Annotated in this window: 19 protein-coding genes and 1 riboswitch; of the genes, 11 read left to right on the top strand and 8 right to left on the bottom strand. The window is 66.1% G+C overall.

Translation table 11 applies throughout. The features are described from left to right. The first annotated feature begins 1 nt into the window (after nt 1). A complete protein-coding gene (locus AC1VV3_RS17805) occupies nt 2-580 on the top strand; it encodes a DUF1989 domain-containing protein (protein WP_482963160.1) in 579 nt (192 codons plus the stop codon). 5 nt (nt 581-585) lie between these two features. Here AC1VV3_RS17805 and AC1VV3_RS17800 read toward each other — a convergent pair whose 3' ends face one another. Continuing rightward, complete coding sequence (locus AC1VV3_RS17800) at nt 586-1,869, bottom strand: cystathionine gamma-synthase family protein (RefSeq protein WP_482963119.1); 1,284 nt, start codon at nt 1,867-1,869, stop codon at nt 586-588. 90 nt (nt 1,870-1,959) lie between these two features. Next, complete coding sequence (locus tag AC1VV3_RS17795; RefSeq protein WP_482963118.1) at nt 1,960-2,484, bottom strand: hypothetical protein; 525 nt, start codon at nt 2,482-2,484, stop codon at nt 1,960-1,962. Nucleotides 2,485-2,634: 150 nt separating this feature from the next. Here AC1VV3_RS17795 and AC1VV3_RS17790 point away from each other — a divergent pair, with 150 nt between their 5' ends. The 3 genes from AC1VV3_RS17790 to AC1VV3_RS17780 all read left to right on the top strand — a co-directional run bounded on the left by AC1VV3_RS17790 (nt 2,635) and on the right by AC1VV3_RS17780 (nt 3,790). Continuing rightward, the gene (locus AC1VV3_RS17790) at nt 2,635-2,868 is read left to right on the top strand and encodes a hypothetical protein (protein WP_134095511.1); all 234 of its coding nucleotides are present in this window, start codon (nt 2,635-2,637) and stop codon (nt 2,866-2,868) included. Nucleotides 2,869-2,893: 25 nt separating this feature from the next. Then, entirely contained in the window at nt 2,894-3,163 is a 270-nt protein-coding gene (locus tag AC1VV3_RS17785) for a DUF6356 family protein (protein ID WP_132265671.1), read from the top strand. 150 nt (nt 3,164-3,313) lie between these two features. Beyond that, the gene (locus AC1VV3_RS17780) at nt 3,314-3,790 is read left to right on the top strand and encodes a MarR family winged helix-turn-helix transcriptional regulator (protein ID WP_134095510.1); all 477 of its coding nucleotides are present in this window, start codon (nt 3,314-3,316) and stop codon (nt 3,788-3,790) included. Nucleotides 3,791-3,824: 34 nt separating this feature from the next. Here the strand turns inward: AC1VV3_RS17780 and AC1VV3_RS17775 are convergent, their stop codons facing one another. After that, nucleotides 3,825-4,589, bottom strand: a complete 765-nt coding sequence (locus AC1VV3_RS17775) for a CbtA family protein (protein ID WP_431568979.1) — start codon at nt 4,587-4,589, stop codon at nt 3,825-3,827. Nucleotides 4,590-4,599: 10 nt separating this feature from the next. Next, nucleotides 4,600-4,827, bottom strand: coding sequence for a CbtB domain-containing protein (locus AC1VV3_RS17770; protein WP_442045927.1), 228 nt, complete (start codon nt 4,825-4,827; stop codon nt 4,600-4,602). Between the two features lie 196 nt (nt 4,828-5,023). Between AC1VV3_RS17770 and AC1VV3_RS17765 the strand changes: the two genes are divergently transcribed. The 5 genes from AC1VV3_RS17765 (at nt 5,024) to bluB (ending at nt 12,233) form a co-directional block, all read left to right on the top strand. After that, entirely contained in the window at nt 5,024-5,605 is a 582-nt protein-coding gene (locus AC1VV3_RS17765) for a histidine phosphatase family protein (protein ID WP_482963117.1), read from the top strand. Between the two features lie 32 nt (nt 5,606-5,637). Beyond that, nucleotides 5,638-5,880: riboswitch (cobalamin riboswitch) on the top strand. Nucleotides 5,881-6,069: 189 nt separating this feature from the next. Beyond that, complete coding sequence (gene cobW, locus AC1VV3_RS17760; RefSeq protein WP_482963116.1) at nt 6,070-7,119, top strand: cobalamin biosynthesis protein CobW; 1,050 nt, start codon at nt 6,070-6,072, stop codon at nt 7,117-7,119. A 145-nt stretch (nt 7,120-7,264) separates the two neighbouring features. Then, nucleotides 7,265-10,987, top strand: a complete 3,723-nt coding sequence (gene cobN, locus AC1VV3_RS17755; protein WP_482963115.1) for a cobaltochelatase subunit CobN — start codon at nt 7,265-7,267, stop codon at nt 10,985-10,987. A 2-nt stretch (nt 10,988-10,989) separates the two neighbouring features. Further along, nucleotides 10,990-11,595, top strand: a complete 606-nt coding sequence (cobO, locus tag AC1VV3_RS17750) for a cob(I)yrinic acid a,c-diamide adenosyltransferase (RefSeq protein ID WP_134095504.1) — start codon at nt 10,990-10,992, stop codon at nt 11,593-11,595. A 2-nt stretch (nt 11,596-11,597) separates the two neighbouring features. Next, nucleotides 11,598-12,233, top strand: coding sequence for a 5,6-dimethylbenzimidazole synthase (bluB, locus tag AC1VV3_RS17745; protein WP_482963114.1), 636 nt, complete (start codon nt 11,598-11,600; stop codon nt 12,231-12,233). Here bluB and AC1VV3_RS17740 read toward each other — a convergent pair. After that, nucleotides 12,220-13,092, bottom strand: a complete 873-nt coding sequence (locus AC1VV3_RS17740; protein ID WP_482963113.1) for an ABC transporter substrate-binding protein — start codon at nt 13,090-13,092, stop codon at nt 12,220-12,222. The genes bluB and AC1VV3_RS17740 overlap by 14 nt on opposite strands. Before the next feature lie 113 nt (nt 13,093-13,205). On the opposite strand from AC1VV3_RS17740, the gene AC1VV3_RS17735 reads away from it, so the two are divergent. Beyond that, nucleotides 13,206-14,204 carry a FecCD family ABC transporter permease gene (locus AC1VV3_RS17735; protein WP_482963159.1) on the top strand — a complete coding sequence of 333 codons (999 nt, stop codon included), beginning with the start codon at nt 13,206-13,208 and terminating at the stop codon, nt 14,202-14,204. After that, nucleotides 14,198-14,977, top strand: coding sequence for an ABC transporter ATP-binding protein (locus tag AC1VV3_RS17730; protein ID WP_482963112.1), 780 nt, complete (start codon nt 14,198-14,200; stop codon nt 14,975-14,977). Before AC1VV3_RS17735 ends, AC1VV3_RS17730 begins: the two co-directional genes overlap by 7 nt. Before the next feature lie 46 nt (nt 14,978-15,023). On the opposite strand, the gene AC1VV3_RS17725 is transcribed toward AC1VV3_RS17730, so the two are convergent. From AC1VV3_RS17725 to AC1VV3_RS17715, 3 genes are all read right to left on the bottom strand, one after another. Continuing rightward, the gene (locus AC1VV3_RS17725; RefSeq protein ID WP_482963111.1) at nt 15,024-16,022 is read right to left on the bottom strand and encodes a 4-hydroxyproline epimerase; all 999 of its coding nucleotides are present in this window, start codon (nt 16,020-16,022) and stop codon (nt 15,024-15,026) included. 10 nt (nt 16,023-16,032) lie between these two features. After that, nucleotides 16,033-16,947, bottom strand: a complete 915-nt coding sequence (locus AC1VV3_RS17720; protein WP_132265652.1) for a dihydrodipicolinate synthase family protein — start codon at nt 16,945-16,947, stop codon at nt 16,033-16,035. A 225-nt stretch (nt 16,948-17,172) separates the two neighbouring features. Continuing rightward, a complete protein-coding gene (locus AC1VV3_RS17715) occupies nt 17,173-18,921 on the bottom strand; it encodes a cytochrome c biogenesis protein DipZ (RefSeq protein ID WP_482963110.1) in 1,749 nt (582 codons plus the stop codon). Nucleotides 18,922-18,928: the final 7 nt, after the last annotated feature.

The raw sequence follows: 18,928 nt of genomic DNA, 5'->3' as shown, positions 1-18,928 counted from the left end.
CATGAACCGCATCATGCCCCGCAGCGGCGCGGCGTTTCCCTTGGCGCGTGGACAATTGCTCACGGTAGTCGATCCGCTCGGTACGCAAGTGTCCGACCTGCTGGCTTTCTCCGCCAGTGATGTGCGCGAAGTGATCAGCAATGGCCGGACCTTCGATTATGAGGAAACCCTCAGGCTCACGCGCGGCAACCGGATCTGGTCCAACCGCTCCCGCGTCCTGCTCACGATCGAGGAAGACAGCGTGGGCTGCCATGATTTCCTGCTGACCCCGTGCAGCGTCGATACCTTCAGGCATTTCTATCCGGACAAGCCGGAACATCGGGGCTGCTTCGGCAACCTGGCGGAAGCGCTGGCGCCCTACGGTGTCTCGCCGGACGATATTCCGGTGGCCTTCAATTGCTTCATGAACGTGCCGGTAGACAGCACCGGGGGCATTTCCGTGCTGCCGCCGCCCAGTCGTGCCGGTGACAGCGTGTCGTTCCGTGCCGAACAGGACCTTGTCATCGGCCTCACCGCCTGCTCGGCCTATGCGAGCAATGGCGGGACGTTCAAGCCGATCGACTATCGCATCGACGATTGATCGCGCTAGCTGGCGTCCAGCGCCTGGGCGAGATCGGCCACGATGTCGTCCGGGTGTTCGATGCCGATGGACAGGCGAATGGTCGATTCCATCACCCCGATCCGATCGCGGACTTCCACCGGAACTCCGGAATGCGTCGTCGTCGCCGGATGACTGGCCAGGGACTCGGTACCACCCAGGCTCACCGCCAGCTTGAATATCTCCAGCGCGTTGAGGAAGCGGAACGCGGCCGGCTGTCCGCCCGCGATATCGAAGGCGAACGTGGAGCCCGCGCCGCTGCATTGCGCGGCGAAGACTTCGGCCTGCCGGCTTCCTTCGGGGTAGAAGGGCGGATAGGCCACGCCCACGATCTTGGGATGGGATCGCAGGAAGTTCGCCGCCGCCGCGGCGTTGGTATTGGCCCGCTCCATGCGCAGGCCCAGCGTTTCCAGCGAGCGGCCGAGCATCCAGCAGCTATGCGGATCGAGCTGGGTGCCGATGGCACTGCGCAGCAGCCGCACCTCGCGCATCAGCTTGGCCGACCCCAGGGCCGCACCCGCCACGAGGTCCGAATGACCACCGACATATTTGGTCAGCGAATAGAGAGAAATATCCGCGCCGAGCCGCAGGGGATGCTGGAAGACGGGACCGAGCAGCGTATTGTCGCAAACCAGCAGCGGGCGGTGCCCCTGCTGCCGCTCGATATCCTCGCACAGGCGCCTCAGCAGTGCGATGTCGACGAGGCTGTTGGTGGGATTTGCCGGCGTTTCGATCAGCACCAGTGACACTCTGCCATTGGCGATGGCCTGCCTGGCGGCGCCGGCTATGGCTTCTTCGTCCAGCCCGTCGCTGAAACCCATCGCCTTGATGCCGAGGTTGGCCAGTGTCTTGGCAAGAAGCGTTTCGGTGCCGCCGTAAAGGGGCTGGGAATGGAGGATGACATCGCCGGGCCGGGCGAACGTCAGGATCGTGGTCGTGATCGCGCCCATGCCCGAGGAGAACACCACCCCCGCTTCCGCCCCTTCGTAGACCGCCATGCGGTCCTCGACGATCTCGCTGTTGGGATGGTTGAAGCGCGAATAGACCAGGCCCCGCCCCTGTCCCGGCGGCGGTTCCTTGCGGCCCGCGACATAGTCGAAAAAGTCGCGGCCTTCTTCGGCGGTGGGAAATACGAATGTGGAGGTAAGGAATACCGGCGGTTTCACCGCTCCTTCGGACAGGAGCGGGTCGTAGCCGTAATTGAGCATCAGGGTATCGGGATGAAGCCGATGGTTGCCGATGGACGTCTTGCTTTCGCGCGGTGCCGTCATGTCCCTCTCCTTTCCAATGCTCGCGGAGCATGGCTTTTTCCGAAGAGGTTAAACCGACAACTCTTCCGTGGGTTGCAGCGGGAGCCGGTGTTATCGGCGAACTTCGGAGGTTCGCGCCGAACCACTCGAATTCGGGCTGAAACCCATCTGGCTGAGCAGATCCATCAGCCGTTGCCCGTCTGCCCGGACGCGCTCTATCCAGTTCTCGTGGTCCATATGGCCGAGCGCGGAGCGCTGGAACTGCCCTGCGGCGCGCACCGAATCGCCCAGCAGATGTACCTGAAGAACGGCCGCGTCGCTGCGCCCCTGCTTGCCGAGCGACTCGTCCTCTCGCGAAGCGGGCCTTGCGACATGGCTCCGCGGTCCTGCGTAGATATCCACTTTTCCTGGCTCCCAATGGTGCCGGCGGCCGGACAGCGGCGCGCCGAACTTGTCCTGTCCTGAAACGCGCCGGACGCGTTCGAGTTTCGGATGATACCCTTGTGAAGTGCGAAAAATGGCAGTTTTCCGCTTTTGCAGATCGTGTCGACGGACGATCGTTTGCAGCCGGTCGCAAGGTAGCCGCCATTCACCGCCAGATCCACGGGGATGGGAACACCGGGCTTGACGATACATTCTCAAGTAAATAAGTTGACAAACAAGGCCGCGAGCCGGCCTCCGAGAATACCGCCCCTCAAGGGGCAGATTGACAGCGATCGAGCCAACCGCGACGCTACGTCACAAACGGGATTGGCCAGTGTCAAAATCGAAAGGGAGTATGGTTTCATGCCTCACAGCGATTTCCACGTCGTCCGCAAGGGCCTCGACTGGGCGGTAAGCCTTCATGGCGTGTTCCTGGCCGCATTCGAAAGCCAGCGAGCCGCACTCAACCGTGCCATCGATGCCGCGCATCAGGTCGGCATGAAGGGGCACAGCGCCAAGGTCCTCCTGATTGACGATCAGGCCGATCCGCGAACGCACTGGGTCTTCGGCCATCACCCCTATCCGCCCACCGCGTGATCGAAGGCGGAAAGAGGAAGCCAGGATGTTCAAAGCCCTTTTCATCGAGCACCCGCGAAAAGTAAACGAAAGCTATGGGGAGCACTGGCTGGTCGCCAATCGCTTCGGCCTGCGCATGGTGGTGGCCGGCCTTGGGACCATGCTGCACGGGTTCGTTCCCGGCCTGCTCACCCACGCCGGCAGCGACATGGTTCGCAAGCTTCATGGCGAGATGGCCCGACGGCAACAGGGGCTGCCCGTGAAGAAGCAGGAACGCGTCGCCGCCAAAACATGGCAACCGGAATACGAAATCTAGACACGTCGCCGATTTTTACCGCTCAGGACCATGCCGGAGAACGATCCTGATCGCCGGGGCGGATGAAATCCTTGTAAAATAACGCCGACAACCCCTTCCGGCGCAACATCATCTTGAGCAGGCGGCGGTTCTCACGCTAGGTGGCTATCCATGAGCGACCTCGAGACAATGCCCGGACATCTGATCCGCCGCCTGCAGCAGATTTCCCTTGCGCGCTTTGCCTCGCGCATGGCGGAAGCCGGTCTCGATCTCACGTCCGTGCAATATGCGGCGCTGCTCACGCTTCGCGACCACCCCGGACTGGATCAGCAGACCCTCGCCGGCATGATCGCCTACGACCGCGTGACCATTGGCGGCGTCATCGACAGGCTGGTGCAGAAAGGCCTCGTAGACCGGGAAGTCAGCCCTACCGACCGGCGGGCGCGAGTGCTCATGCTCAGCAGTGCGGGACTGGTGACGCTCGATATCGCGGAACCCTGGGTCGACAAGGTTCAGGACGATCTCGTCGTCCACCTGTCGCGGGACGAGCGCGATGTCTTCTTGAGAGTGCTCCAGAAAGCCACGCAGGCGGGCAACGAGATGAGCCGTGCGCCGCTCCGTCTCGTGGCCAAAGTGCAGAGTTCCTGAACCAGGCAGCTCTGCACTCCAACCGATTGAACGATCAGCACTTTGCCTTCTGCAGCACGCGCTCGGCCCAAAGTCCGAAAGCGAGGCCGATCGTCGCCCATAGAACCAGCTGCGTGCCGATGGAGGCCACGCGGAAGTTCCACAGAAGCACGGCCGGGAAGTCCGTGGGAACCTCGTTCACGGCAGGCAGCAGAAACTGCCCCAGGCCCACCAGGCCCAGATAGATCACAAGACCGAGCAGCGTGGCATCGAAACCGCGTCCCGGTCGTGCAAGGGCGCTCCTGATACGCGCTGCCACGACGGCCGCGCCGAGCGACAGCGCGATCATGCCGAAATAGGCGGCAGTGCGCAGGGCCACGGTTTCGTGCTTGCCCACGGCTGGCGGGGTCTGGGGATATTTGATCGCCGGTACCAACACCACCAGCGCAAATGTCAGCGCGGCCAGCATGAGTGCGAAGCTGCGCGGGCCCAGATTTCCCATGCGCCCGTAGCCGTAAGCGAAGACGAGCGAGAAGATCCCGCCCACCGCAGCGCCGTACAGCACGAGCGCGGTCACCAGTCCCGCACCTTTCTGCGTATCGCGGCTGACGAGTTCCTCTTCCTGCGGCTCGGCCGGCGTGCCAGCGTGGGGCATGGCCATCCCGGCATGGCCGGACGGGGCATCATGCGCGGAGTGGCTTTCCTCGTAACCGATCGCCAGATCGATCTGCGGTTCGGCAAAGCCCCGCGCGAAAAGCGTGGCAAGAAGTGCGCCCAGAATGCCGGCAAGCATCCCGCGCCAGAGCAAGTCCCTGGTCATGTGCAGCGCCTCAGTGGCAGGGGAAGCCGAGGAGGTGACGCCCGTCGTGGACGAATTCGTGGACGTACATGCCCTGGAACAGGGAGAAGGCGCCCTGTTCGGTGCTGACGAAATAGATGAAGATGACGGCCAGCAGCGTGCCGAGCACGGCCCAGGGCGCGATGTCTTCCAGGGGAATGGCGTTACCGCCCGGCACGGGAATGAAAGCGTCGTCGAAAACTGCGGTGGAAACAGCCATTGTCATGCTCCTTGGCGGGATTGCGCGTCCCCGGGAAACCTGTTGCCAAGAAGGAAGGTCTGGCTCTCGACGGGATGGTTCCCGTGCGATTACAGTGGCGCGACCGCGCCGGATTCTCACCGGCTTCTTCGATACTCGACGCCGCTTCCTTAGGACCGCGCGGGCCGCGGCGTCAACGACCCCACGGAATTTACCCTTGGCGACACCCCTCCTGCTGATCTGCATCGCCGCCACGGCGTCGAGCCGCGAAGGCCGGTTTCCCGAGCCGGCGGAACCGCTGGATGCGGCAGGGCGACGCGATGCCGCCCTGGCCAGGTTGCCCCAACGCTACCACGCCGCGCTGCAAGCCAGCCCTGCCCGCGCCGCTGCCGAGACCGCCTCGGCGATGGGGCTTACGGCCAGGACCGAACCGGCGCTTGCCGATATCGATCATGGCGAGTGGCAAGGCTTGTCCTTCGCGCAGATCGAGGCAAGCGATCCCGGACAGCTTGGCCGGTGGCTGGCCGAACCCGCGCAAGGCGCGCCCGCGGGTGAAACACTGGATCAGGTTCGCACGCGGATCGGTGCATGGATGGACCGCGTTGCCGGCTCCGACGCGCCGACCTGCGCCATCACGCACCCGATGACGATCCGCGCCGCCATCTCCCATGCGCTGGAACTGCCGCTGCGCGCAGCGCTCGCCATCGATGTGGCGCCGCTCTCCTGTACCGTTCTTTCCTTCAACCGGAGTTGGCGATTGCAGTCTCTGGGTCTTGCGGTGCGGGGCGTCCCCGGCTAATCGCCTCCGGGTTCGGGATGCCTTCTGGCGGCCCGACGAAGATCGCGCCGGTGCCCCGCAAGGGGCTTAATACGGGAACGCGGTAAGGACGGTTCGCCGTCCCGATCCGCGGCTGTCCCTGCAACTGTAAGCGGCGAGCGCGATGCACATTCGCGGCGGGGCAAGCCCCCCACCGCAGCCACTGGGCCGGACGCTAAGTCATGCGAGGCCTGGGAAGGCCGTGCATCGCGTGATGACCCGCGAGCCAGGAAACCTGCCGGCGTCGATGTCGCTCTTGCCCGGGTCCAGGGAATGGCCAAGGCACGGTAACTCTTCCGTCTGAGCGACGTGATGCATGCGGCCGGGGCCGCAGCGGCATATCGCGTCGGGCGCCCGTGCGCCGGTCCGTCGCGGCGTGCCGCCATCGTCGCGCCCGCGACGGGACGCCCCGCCGTTTCAGGTCGCTGGCGCGCGGGAGACGAGATATGAGCAAAGTTCCCACCACCGTCATCACCGGCTTCCTCGGCGCCGGCAAGACCACGCTGATCCGCCACCTGCTCCAGAACGCCAAGGGCCGCCGCCTCGCGCTCATCATCAACGAGTTCGGCGACGTCGGCGTCGACAGCGAACTGGTGAAGGGCTGCAATGACGAGGCCTGCCCGGAAGACGACATCGTCGAACTGGCCAACGGCTGCATCTGCTGCACCGTCGCCGACGATTTCCTGCCGACCATGCAGAAGCTGCTCGACCGCGAGAACAAGCCCGACCACATCATTATCGAAACCAGCGGCCTTGCCCTGCCAAAGCCACTGGTGAAGGCCTTCCAGTGGCCTGACATCCGTACCCGCGCCACCGTGGACGGCGTGGTCGCTCTGATCGACGCCGATGCCGTTGCCGCCGGCCGCTTCGCCACCGACGAGGTCGCCCTCGCCGCAGCCCGCGCCGCCGATCCGATGCTGGACCACGAAAGCCCGCTGGAAGAACTGTTCGAGGAACAGCTCGGCTGCGCGGATATGGTCGTGCTCAACAAGACCGACCTCGTCGATGCCGAAGCTCTCGCCCATGTCGAAACGCTGGTGCTGGCCGAAACGCGCCCCGGCGTGAAGATCGTGCGCGCCGATCACGGCGCGGTCGATATCGCGGCGCTGCTGGGCATCACTGCCGCTGCCGAGGACGACCTCGATTCCCGCCCCTCGCACATCGACGGACTGGACGCGGATCACGACCATGACGACTTCGACAGCTTCGTCGTCTCGGGCGGCGATGTCGCCGATCTCGACGCCTTGCTCGCCCGCCTCAAGGACCTGATCGCGGAGCATGACGTGCTGCGCGTGAAGGGCATGGTCGCGGTCGGCGGCAAGCCGAGCCGCCTTGTGGTGCAGGCCGTCGGCCCGCGCATCCAGCACTTCTACGACCGCGCCTGGCTGCCGCAGGAAGCGCGTCGCACCCAGCTCGTGGCCATCGGCCAGAAGGGACTGAACCGCGCGACCATCGAAGCGGGCCTGGCCGAAGTTCTCGGCACTGTGGCAGCGTGAAGCACAGGCTCCCCTCCCCACTTCGTCATTGCGAACCCGCAAAGCGGGTGAAGCAATCCAGAGCTGTGCAGAGCCGCCCTGGATTGCTTCGCTTCGCTCGCAATGACGAGGAAGAGTTCTGTCGCGGTGTCGGGGGGAACGCCTGATGCACCTGCTGTCCGCCACGCCGGGGACGATCTCCAACGGCGAAGAGGCGATCGACCTCGACCAGTCTCCCGGCGACATGGTGATCCTCACCGTGGCGGACAGCGAACTCGCCTGCTTTGCAAGCGCGGCGGCGCGATTGCCCTCCGATGCTCCCAGCGTCCGCCTCGCCAACCTGCTGCAACTGCGCCATCCCTACTCGATCGACCTCTATGTCGAGAAAGTGATCGCGCACGCCAAATTCGTCTGCGTGATCCTGCTCGGCGGCAAGAGCTACTGGGGCTACGGCATCGACGAGATCGCCCGCGTCGCGCGCGAGAACGGCATTGCCTTCGCCGCGATAGCCGATGGGCGAGAGGCCGATCCGGCGCTCGATCACGCTTCCACCCTGCCTGCCGAGATGCGCGAGAAGTTGCGCGACTATCTGCGGCAGGGCGGTACTGCCAATGCCCTCTCCTTCCTGCGGACCGCCACACGGGCCATCGGCCATGATGCGGGAGAGCCGGACGATCCCGTGCCGGTGGCCGATGCCGGGCTCTATCTTGCAGGCACGGAGCGCGCCGGGCTTGCGGACGTGCAGGCCGAATGGGTCGAAGGCCGGCCGCTGGCGCTGCTGGTGTTCTACCGTGCGCTGATGATCGCAGGCACGCTCGACGCGGTGGACGCCATGATCGCGGCGCTGCGGGAGCGCGGCTTCAATGTCGCCGCCGTCCACGTCCGCGCCTTGCGTGAGCCTTTCGCGGTGGATTGGCTGGGCGGCCTGCTCGGCGAAATCGCGCCCGATGTGATCGTCAACGCCACCAGCTTCGCCTCCTCCTCCGCAGGCGACGACCGCAAGCCTGGCATTCTCGAAAAGGCGAACTGCCCGATCCTGCAAGTCGCCTTCGCGGGCGTGGAGGAAGCCGATTGGCAGGGCGCCGCGCGCGGTCTTGGCCCGCGCGATCTGGCGATGAACGTGGCGCTGCCCGAAGTCGACGGCCGCATCTTTACCCGCGCAGTGGCCTTCAAGGCCGCCGAACGTTTCGACGACGTGACCCAATGCGGCATCGTCGTCCCCCGCGTCGCACCGGACCGGGTGGCCTTCGTCGCCGATCTGGCCGCCGGTTGGGCCGGTCTGCGTCGCAGCGCCCCGGCCGAGCGCCGCGTGGCGCTGGTACTCGCGAACTACCCCAACCGCGATGGGCGCATCGGCAACGGCGTCGGACTCGACACCCCCGCCAGCACCGCCGCCATCATCGCCGCGCTGGCCGGGGCGGGCTATGATACCGGTGATGCCCCGCGCGACGGCGCCGCACTGATGCGCGTCATGACCGGCGGCGTGACCAACGATCTTACCTCGCTGGACCGGTCCGGCGAAGTCTCCCTGCCGCTCGCAAGTTACGAAAGCGCCTTCGCCGCAGTCCCCGAAAGCGCGCGCAAGGCGATGCTGGAACGCTGGGGCGAACCCTCCGCCGATCCCTTCGTGCGCGACGGCACGTTCCGGCTGCCCGTTCATCGCTTCGGCAAGCTCGCCATCGCGGTACAGCCCGCGCGCGGCTATAATATCGATCCCAAGGCCAGCTACCACGATCCGGCCCTGCCTCCGCCGCACGCCTACCTCGCGTTCCACGTCTGGCTGGCGCAGGACTTCGGCGCGCAGGCCCTCGTCCATGTCGGCAAGCACGGCAATCTGGAATGGCTACCGGGCAAGGCAATCTCGCTTTCGCGCGATTGTTTCCCGGAGATCTGTGCCGGGCCGCTGCCGCAGCTCTATCCCTTCATCGTCAACGATCCCGGCGAAGGCACGCAGGCCAAGCGCCGCATCAGCGCGGTGGTCATCGACCACCTGACCCCGCCGCTTACCCGCGCGGAGACATACGGCCCGCTCAAGCAGCTGGAAGCGCTGGTGGACGAATACTACCTCGCGGCCGGCATGGACCCGCGCCGCCTCGACCGGCTGCGACGCGACATTCTAGACCTTGCGCGCAGCCATGGGCTGGACCGCGATGCCGGCGCCAGCGGCGATGATGACGATGCGCTTTCCGCCATCGACAACTACTTGTGCGAGTTGAAGGAATTGCAGATCCGCGACGGGCTGCATGTCTTCACGCAATCGCCCGAGGGCCGGCTGCGGCGCGATCTGCTGGTGGCTCTGGCCCGTACGCCGCGCGGGTACGATCATGCCGGGCAGGCCTCGCTGCTGCGCGCCATGGCCATCGACTTGGGGCTCGACTTCGATCCGCTAGACTGCCGCATGGGCGATCGCTGGGACGGCGCGCGGCCGCAGGCGCTCGCTGCGGTATCGGACGAGCCGTGGCGCACGCATGGCGATACCGTCGAGAGACTGGAACTCCTGGCGGCCGAACTGGTCGACACGCCGAGTGACAACCTCGGCAGCGAGACCACCGCCGTCCTCCACGCCATCCAGACCGACCTCGCCCCCCGCATTGACCTCTGCGGCCCGCGTGAGGCCGAAGCGCTGCTGGCGGGTCTCGACGGTCGCTTCGTGCTGCCCGGCCCCTCTGGGGCGCCCACGCGCGGACGGCCCGACGTGCTGCCGACCGGCCGCAACTTCTACTCGGTCGACACCCGCGCCGTGCCCACGGCCGTCGCCTGGGAACTCGGGCGCAAGTCCGCCGATCTGCTGGTGGAGGACTACCTCCAGCGCGAGGGCGAATACCCGCAGGCCATCGCCCTCTCGGCCTGGGGCACCGCCAACATGCGCACCGGCGGCGACGACATCGCCCAGGCCCTCGCGCTGATGGGCGCGCGGCCGCGCTGGGACTGGACTTCGGGCCGGGTGGTCGGCTTCGAGATCATGACTGTGGCCGAACTTGGCCGCCCCCGCGTGGACGTGACCTTGCGCGTCTCCGGCTTCTTCCGCGATGCCTTCCCCGAGCAGATCGACCTGATCGACAGCGCCGCGCGCGCCGTAATGGCACTCGACGAGCCGCTGGGCGACAATCCCGCCGCCGAACGCCACCGCGCCGAAGCCGCCGCACTCGTTGAGGGCGGCGAGGCGGAAACGCAGGCCACCCGCCGCGCCGGCACGCGTGTCTTCGGATCGAAGCCGGGCGCCTACGGGGCCGGGCTTCAGGCCATGATCGATGAGAAGATCTGGCACGAACGCAGCGATCTGGCGGACGTCTATCTCGACTGGGGCAGCTACGCCTATGGCAGCGGCGTCGAAGGCGATGCCGAGCGCGGGCTTTTCGCAGCCCGCCTCGCCTCCGTCGATGCCGTGGTCCAGAACCAGGACAACCGCGAGCATGACCTGCTCGACAGCGACGACTATTACCAGTTCGAAGGCGGCATCGCCGCCGCCGTCGAGCATCTGAAGGGCCGCGCGCCGCTCAGCTATCACAACGACCACAGCCGCCCCGAGCGCCCGGTGATCCGCACCCTGGAGGACGAAATCGGCCGCATCGTGCGCGGGCGCGTCACCAATCCCAAGTGGATCGCGGGCGTGATGCGCCACGGCTACAAGGGCGCGTTCGAGATCGCTGCCTCGGTCGACTATCTCTTTGCCTTCGCCGCGACGACCCACGCCGTGAAGGATCACCACTTCGACGCCGTCCACGCCGCCTTCATCGAAGACGAGACGGTGCGCACCTTCATGGCCGAGGCGAACCCGGCGGCCTTGCGGGAAACTGCCGCGCGGCTGGCCGAAGCGCTGGAGCGCGGCCTTTGGAAACCCCGATCCAACAGTGCGGGCGTGATGCTCGCCGAACTCTCTGGAGCATGATCATGGTGCAGCGTACCGACGAACAGCACGCCGAGAAGATGAAGAAGAAGCAGGCCGCGCATGACAAGATCATGGCCGGCAAGACGGTCGAAAAGGGCCTTCTGGTCGTCCACACCGGCAAGGGCAAAGGCAAGACCACCGCTGCTCTCGGCATGGTGGTGCGCATGATCGGCCACGGCAAGAAAGTGGGCGTCGTCCAGTTCGTGAAGGGCGCGATGACCACCGGCGAGAAGGTCGTCTTCGATGCCTTTCCCGATCAGGTGGAATTCAAGCCGATGGGCGAAGGCTTCACCTGGAACACGCAGGACCGCGCCCGCGACATCGAGCTTTCGCGAGAAGCGTGGGAGGAAGTGAAGCGCATGATCGCCGACCCTGCTTACGACATGGTTCTGGCGGACGAACTCAACATCGTGCTGCGCTACGACTACCTGCCGCTGGACGAAGTGCTGGAAGTGCTGACTGCGCGCGGCGAGATGAAGCATGTGATCGTCACCGGTCGCAATGCGCCCGAGGGGCTGATGGAGGCGGCGGACCTCGTGACCGAGATGACGCTCGTGAAGCACCCGTTCCGCTCCGGCGTGAAGGCGCAGGCGGGCATCGAGTTCTAGAAATGCCGCCCCGGTTCGGCCCCGATTTTCAGGATGAACTCTCCGCGCTGCTAGCCTGGCGGCGCGATGTGCGCCATTTCCGCCGGGATCCGCTGGACGAGAACATGGTGGCCGAACTGCTGGCAACCGCGCAACTCGCGCCTTCGGTGGGCAATTCGCAGCCCTGGCGTTTCGTCCGCGTCCGGTCGCCGGAATTGCGCGAGGCACTGGCCGCCCATGCGGATCGGGAAGTCGCCCGCGCCGGCGCGGCGATGGGCGAAGAGCGACGCGCGGCCTATTCCGCGCTGAAGCTCCACGGGATCCGTGAAGCACCCGAGGTCGTGGCCGTGTTCTGCGACGAGGCGACGACGGCCGGAAGCGGGCTTGGCGCAGCGACAATGCCGGAAACACGCGGATTTTCAGTCGTGCTGGCGATCCATACGCTCTGGCTTGCGGCCCGCGCGCAAGGTCTGGGACTGGGCTGGGTCTCGGTGGTGGAAGCCGATATCGTTACGGCCCTGCTGGACGTCCCCGAACAGTGGCGCCTGATCGCGCTGCTCTGTCTTGGCCATCCACGGGAGCCGGACCTGGTGCCCGAACTCGAACGGCGCGGCTGGCAAGCACGGCTCGGCTGGCGCGAAAATGTCAGCGAGCGCTGATCTGTTCCGCCAGCGCCTTGGCAGCCTTGACGTAGGCAGGACCGCCGCAGACCGTCCAGGATTGGGGGATGGCGATACGTGGAATGTCCTGCAGGATCGGATGATTGATCATCTCGGTCCCTTGGTCGCTCACTCGCCGCGTGGCGCTGTCGATCACGATGAAGTCCGGATGCGCTTCGGCCATTTCTTCCAGGCTCATCTGCGAGAGCGCCGGTTTGCCGAGCTTCCCGGCCAGATTGACGAGGCCGACGCGGTGCATCAGGTCATCCACGAGCGTGCCGGTGCCGGTCATGTAGCCTCGGCGCTGGTAATAGGCCGCAACTTTTCCATGCCCCCGAGTGCCCAGGCCGACCAACCCGGCATTCATCCGCGCGATCATGGCCTCGCCGCGCTCGGGATGGCCGACCGCGCGGGCGACCTCGCGGATCGATGCCAGAATCCCGGCATAGTCATGCGCGGACTTGAGATCGACCGAGGCATAGTGCTGGCTGGCCAGCACGGCGATGGCCGAATTGCGCCTTGCGGGCATGCCGATGACGAGATCCGGGTCGGCCGCCATGACTTCTTCGGCGGAGCCGCCGAATACGGGCAGGCTCCGCGCCCTGTCTGCCACGTCGGACATGTCGGGATCGGAGGCATAGCGGGTCAGTCCGGCGATCTGGCCGCGATCCGCCAGCGCCACTATCAACTGATCCGCGCAAAGGTTGAGCGAGACGATGCGCTGCGGCCTGGGCTTCGCTGCCGCGATGGAACGGGACGCGGCAGGCGGAACAGCGCCCTGCACGCCTGCGCCGGCCATGCCCGCCAGCAGCAGGCAGGGGACAAGCCGAAGATAGCGATGGATTTTTCCGATGCCCATGTCATGGGCTCCTTACCAACACGGACCCGGGACACAAGCGTGACGGGTAGCCGATCGCATGCGAGGTTATCGTGCAGAGCCCCAGTTCGTCGCCCCTCGCTTCACCGCCCCTCATTTCACCCCCGGCGCGCCATCCCGCACTGATCCCCCTTCTGGCCGCGGCGCTGGTTCTCGTTGCCGTCGCATCGCTTTGTATCGGTCCGGTGGCGCTGGGGTGGAGCCGGACGATCGCGGCCTTCGGCGATCAGGGGGACCGCGTCGCCCAGGCGATCCTGTTCGAACTGCGGCTGCCGCGCATGGTGGTCGGCGTTCTGGTAGGCGCCATGCTCGGGCTCGCGGGCGCGGTCCTGCAAGGCTATTTGCGCAATCCGCTGGCCGAACCTTCCGTGCTGGGCGCCTCGAACGCATCCGCACTCGGCGCGGTGATCGCGCTCTACTTCGGCATTTCCGAATGGAGCCCGGTCATACTCCCCCTGCTCGCCATCGTGACGGGCCTGGTGTCCATCACCCTGCTTTTCGCGCTGGCGGGACGTTCCGAAAGCCCGTTGAGCCTTATCCTTGCAGGGATCGCCGTCTCGACGCTGGCGGGCGCCGAGATCAGCCTGGCGCTGAACCTTTCGCCCAACCCCTTCGCGGCGATGGAGATCATGTCCTGGCTGCTCGGTTCCATCGAGAACCGGTCCATGCAGCACGTCTGGATTGCGTTGCCCTGTGTAGCGGTAGGTGCCGTTCTCCTGCTGGCCCATCCGCGCGCGCTGGATGCCCTCTCGCTGGGCGAGGACGGCGCGCGTTCGCTCGGCGTCGATCTTCGCCGCACGCGCCGCCGGCTGATGCTGGGCGTGGCGATCGGCGTGGGCGGGGCCGTGGCCGTTTCGGGCTCGATCGGCTTCATCGGCCTGATCGTGCCGCACCTCATCCGCCCGATGACGGACCGCAGCCCTTCGGCGCTGCTCCTGCCATCCATGCTGGGCGGCGCGGTGCTGCTCTCCGCCGCCGACATCCTCGTTCGCCTCATTCCCACCGGCGCCGAACTCAAGCTGGGCGTGGTGACGGCATTCCTCGGCGTTCCTGTGTTCCTCTTCCATCTGCTTCGGGAGCGCCGCCTGTGGTGACCATCGCCATCGAGAACCTGGCCGTCCGCCTCGGCCGCCGCGAGGTCCTGCGGGGGATCTCCGCCACGCTGCGGCCCGGCGCGCTGGTGGGGGTTATCGGACCCAACGGGGCAGGCAAATCGACACTCGTGCGGGCCATGCTCGGGCTCGTACCGGCAGAGCGCGGCGGCGTGTCGCTGGATGGCGCGCCGTTGACCCGTCTTCAGCCGCGCGATCTGGCGCGGCAGGTCGCCTATCTGCCGCAAGGCCAGACACTGCACTGGCCGCTCACCGTGGAGCGCCTGGTCGCACTGGGGCGGTTGCCGCACCTCGGGCCGATGTCGCGAATATCTGCGGCGGACGGCGCAGCGGTCCAGGAAGCCATGGCGCGAGCCGATGTCACGGCGCTCGCTGCACGCGTCGCCACGGAACTCTCGGGCGGCGAGCGCGCGCGCGCCATGCTGGCCCGGGCGCTGGCTGTCGGCGCCCCGGCGCTGGTGGTCGACGAGCCGCTGGCCTCGCTCGATCCCGGACATCAGATCGACGTCATGGATCTGCTGGCCCGCGAAGCCCATGACGGCAAACTGGTAGTCGCCGTGCTGCACGACCTGACGATGGCCGCGCGCTATTGCGACCGCCTGCTGCTGGTCGATAACGGTGCGCTGGTCGCCGATGGATCGCCGCGCGAGGTCCTGACGGCCGAGCGGCTTCGCAAGGTCTACGGGGTGACCAGCCATGTCGACATGACCGGGCCGCTGCCTTTCGTCGTGCCTCTGGAGCGCGCGCCGCAATAAAGCGCGAGGACGGAAAGGCGCGCTTTGCGCCTTCCCGTCCTCCGGGTCAGGTGACCTGGAAACCGGCCCAGAATGGGTCGGCCTGGTCGATCCAGATCGTGTTGAAGCCGGTGGCAATGGCCGAACCCTCGATAGAGGGAATGATGGCCGGCTTGTCGCCCAGCATGACTTCCTGCTCCACCCGGCCGATGAAGCGGCTGCAGATGTAGCTCTCGTGCACGAAACGCTCGCCCACCTTCAGGCGGCCGGTGGCGTGCAGGTGCGCGATGCGCGCCGAGGTGCCGGTCCCGCAGGGGCTGCGGTCGATCGCCTTGTCGCCGTAGAACACGGCGTTGCGACCATCGGCGCCGTCATGTTTGGGCTTGTCGGCCCAAAGGACGTGGCTGACGCCGCGGATCGTGGAATCGAGCGGGTGGACCGGCTCGTACTTCGCGCGAACGGCTTCGCGAATGCGGCCCGAAAGCTCGACGATGCGTGAGGCGCCCAGGTCGTCGAGGCCGGTGTAGTTGCCCTGCGGTTCGACGATCGCGTAGTAATTGCCGCCGTAGGACACGTCGATGGTGAGCGGGCCAATGCCCTCGACATCCACCGCGATGCCGTGCTCGGCAACATAGGCGGGCACATTGGTGATGCGCACCGAAGTGACCTTGGCGCCATCGGTTTCGTAGGCGATCTCGATCACGCCCGCGGGAACCTCCACGCGCAGCTTGCCGGGCGTCGCGGGTTGGATCAGTCCGTGTTCGAGGCCGAAGGTCACCATGCCGATGGTGCCGTGGCCGCACATGGGCAGGCAGCCGCTGGTCTCGATGAACAGGATGCCGATGTCGTTGGCGGCATCGGTCGGCGGATAGAGGAAACCGCCCGACATCATGTCGTGCCCGCGCGGTTCGAAGCACAGGCCGGTGCGGATCCAGTCGAAGCGGGACAGGAAGTCCTGCCGCCGTTCGGACATGGAGGCGCCCTTCAACAGCGGAGCCCCGCCCGCCACAAGGCGAACGGGGTTACCGGCTGTGTGGCCGTCGATGCAGAAAAACGTGTGCCGCATCGACGCTCCCTTAGGCTGCTGCCGCGACCGAAAGGTCGGGGCGGGTTGCGGCGGCCTGTTCGACCATCGCGATCACTTCAGCGCGGCGTTCGCCCTGAAGGACGTAGCGCGGAGGCAGGACGCGCTCCGAACCACGGCCCATGACCTGTTCGGCCAGCTTGATCGACTGGACGAGGTCGTGGTCGGCATCGAGGTGGAGGAGCGGCATGAACCAGCGGTAGATTTCCATGGCCTTGGCGTGATCGCCGCGCTCGAATGCCTTGACCAGCTCGACCGATTCCTTCGGGAAAGCGTTGGTGAGGCCCGAAACCCAGCCCTGGGCGCCGAGGTAGAGACCTTCCAGAGCGACATCGTCGAGACCTGCGAACAGGGTGTAGCGATCGCCGAAGGTGTTGCGGAAGTCGGTGAAGCGACGGGTGTCGGGAGCCGATTCCTTGACGGCGACGATGTTCTTCACGTCGACCAGGGCGGTGAGGACGTCCTTGTCGATCACCGTGCGGTAGGCCGGCGGGTTGTTGTAAAGCATGATCGGCAGGGCGGTCTGGTCGGCCACGCCCTTGAAGTGGGCGACGAGTTCGTGCGGCTTCGTCACGTAGACCATCGGCGGCAGCAGCATGAGGCCATCGGCGCCGGCCTTTTCAGCGGCCTGGGCATAGCGAACGGCGCGGCGGGTATCGAATTCCGAAACGCCGGTGACGACCGGAACGCGGCCGTTCACGGCTTCCACGATGGCCGAAAGAACCTGGACCTTTTCGTCGTATTCCAGCGAGTTGTTTTCACCAACCGTGCCGAGCGCGATCACGCCGGTCACGCCATCGTTGATGAGATCGTCGACGACGCGCTGCGTATCGGCGAGGTCGATCGACAGGTCCTCACGGAGCTGCGTGGTGACCGCCGGGAACACACCCTTCCAACCAATTGCCATGTAAATCTTCCTACTCTCTCTGAATTGAGATATCGTATACGATATTACGAAGTATGCGACAATTGCAAAATTCGCACACGATGGGAAAATTTGCTCATCTGCCGATTTCCCGGATTTGCGAACGGTCAGGCGCGGCAGAGACCCGCTCCACTCTGACAGATAAAATGCCTGGGGCGGGAGACTTTCGGTCCCCCGCCCCAGTTTCATGTCCGTCCTCAGGCTGCCCTATCCGAACGTGAACGCGAAGGCCTGCACGCCGGGATCCGCGAATTCGATCTCGAACGTCCGGTCTCGCACCGGGCCCTTCTGGCGAACCAATTGATAGAGCCGTTCGCTCTGGACCACGCCTTGGCCTTCGGCATCGATATCGACGCCATGGTCATTGCCGGGAGCCTGCCCATCGACCGTCACCCGGAAGCGTACCGGGCGGCCGGCTTTTGCCGGGCCGAGCACGAGGTGCAAGTCGCGCGCATGAAAGCGGAAGGCGATCCGCCCTCCTGCCCGGTCCAGCGTGGCTTTCTCGGCACTCACCGTCCACGCGCCCGCGAGACCCCAATCGTTCAGCGTTTCCAACCGGGGCAGCACATAGTCCTGGGACCGGTTCGGAACATAGCCGCCGGCAGAGACGAAGCGCTCGCCTCGGGAATGGCCGATGTAGGTTTCGGGCGAGCGGTTCGCGTTGCGGTCGGCCGGTGCGGCGATGCCGGTACCTTCCACAAGTACCATGTCGCTGTCGCTCTTGCCGGTGCCGTTCTCGGCGAGCAGTTGCCGGATCACGCGTTCCGATTGGGCATAATCGCCTTCGCCGAAGTGGTGGTAGCGAATGCGACCCTGGCCATCGATGAAGTAATGGGCCGGCCAATAGAGGTTCTGGAACGCGCGCCAGATGGCGCGGTCGTTGTCGAGCGCCACCGGATAAGTCACCCCAAGGTCCCGGACCGCCTTGCGCACGTTCGCGGGGTCTTTCTCGAAAGCGAATTCCGGTGCGTGAACGCCGATGACGACCAGACCCTGATCCTTGTACTTCTCCGCCCAGGCCCGGACATAAGGCAGGGAGCGAAGGCAGTTGATGCAACTGTAAGTCCAGAAATCGACCAGCACGACTTTTCCGCGCAGCTGTTCGGGCGTGAGCGGCGGGGAGTTCAGCCACTCCGTGGCGCCGGACAGCGAGGGGAACTCGCCCTCCACGCCGAGTTTCCCGTCGCTGCGCGGCCTGGCCGACTGGCCGGTACCCGCGCGGAAACGGTCGAGCAGCCCTTGTTCGACCGTCGATGTGCTCGAGAGCGAAAGGCGCGTCAGCAGGCCGGTATCGAGGCCAAGCGCGATCGCTGCCACGGCCACGAGAACCGCCAGCCCGAGCAGGCGCCGGATCCACTCGCCCGCGCCGATCGAGCGCTTCATGGCGGAGAAGACTTTGCCCCCGACCAGAAGCGCCAGCGCCAGCGAACTGGCCGCACCCAGGGCATAGGCCAGCAGCAGCAGGGTACTCTGCCCGCTGGCCCCCTGCAGCGCGGCGCCTGTAAGGATCAGGCCGAGGATCGGTCCGGCGCAGGGCGCCCAGAGCAGGCCGGTTGCCACCCCCAGCAGCAGCGAGGCCGCGAATGGAGAGGCGCCGCCCTGCCCCGCTCCCGCGACCGGCCCCGCGGCCGATTGCGAGAGCCGCGCCCCCAGAGCGACAAGCGGCCGCGTCGCGCGTTCGGCAATGGCGGGGAACAGCAGCAGCAGACCGAAGATCGCCAGGATCACCAGCGCCGCAGCGCGACCGTAGCTGTTGGCCTGGACGACCCAGCCTCCGCCGACCGACGCCAGCGTCGCCACGCCGGCGAAAGTGACGGCCAGCCCCAGCAGCAGCGGCAACCCGCTGCGCAGGAATGGCTGGTCGGCGCGGGCGAAGACGAAGGGCAGGACCGGCAGGATACAGGGGCTGATGATCGTCAGCGCACCGGCCAGGTAGGAGAGGAGAAACAGGATCATGGTCAAT

Source organism: Novosphingobium sp. BL-S-34 (genome assembly GCF_056857015.1).
This window is presented reverse-complemented; position numbering and strand designations above follow the sequence as displayed.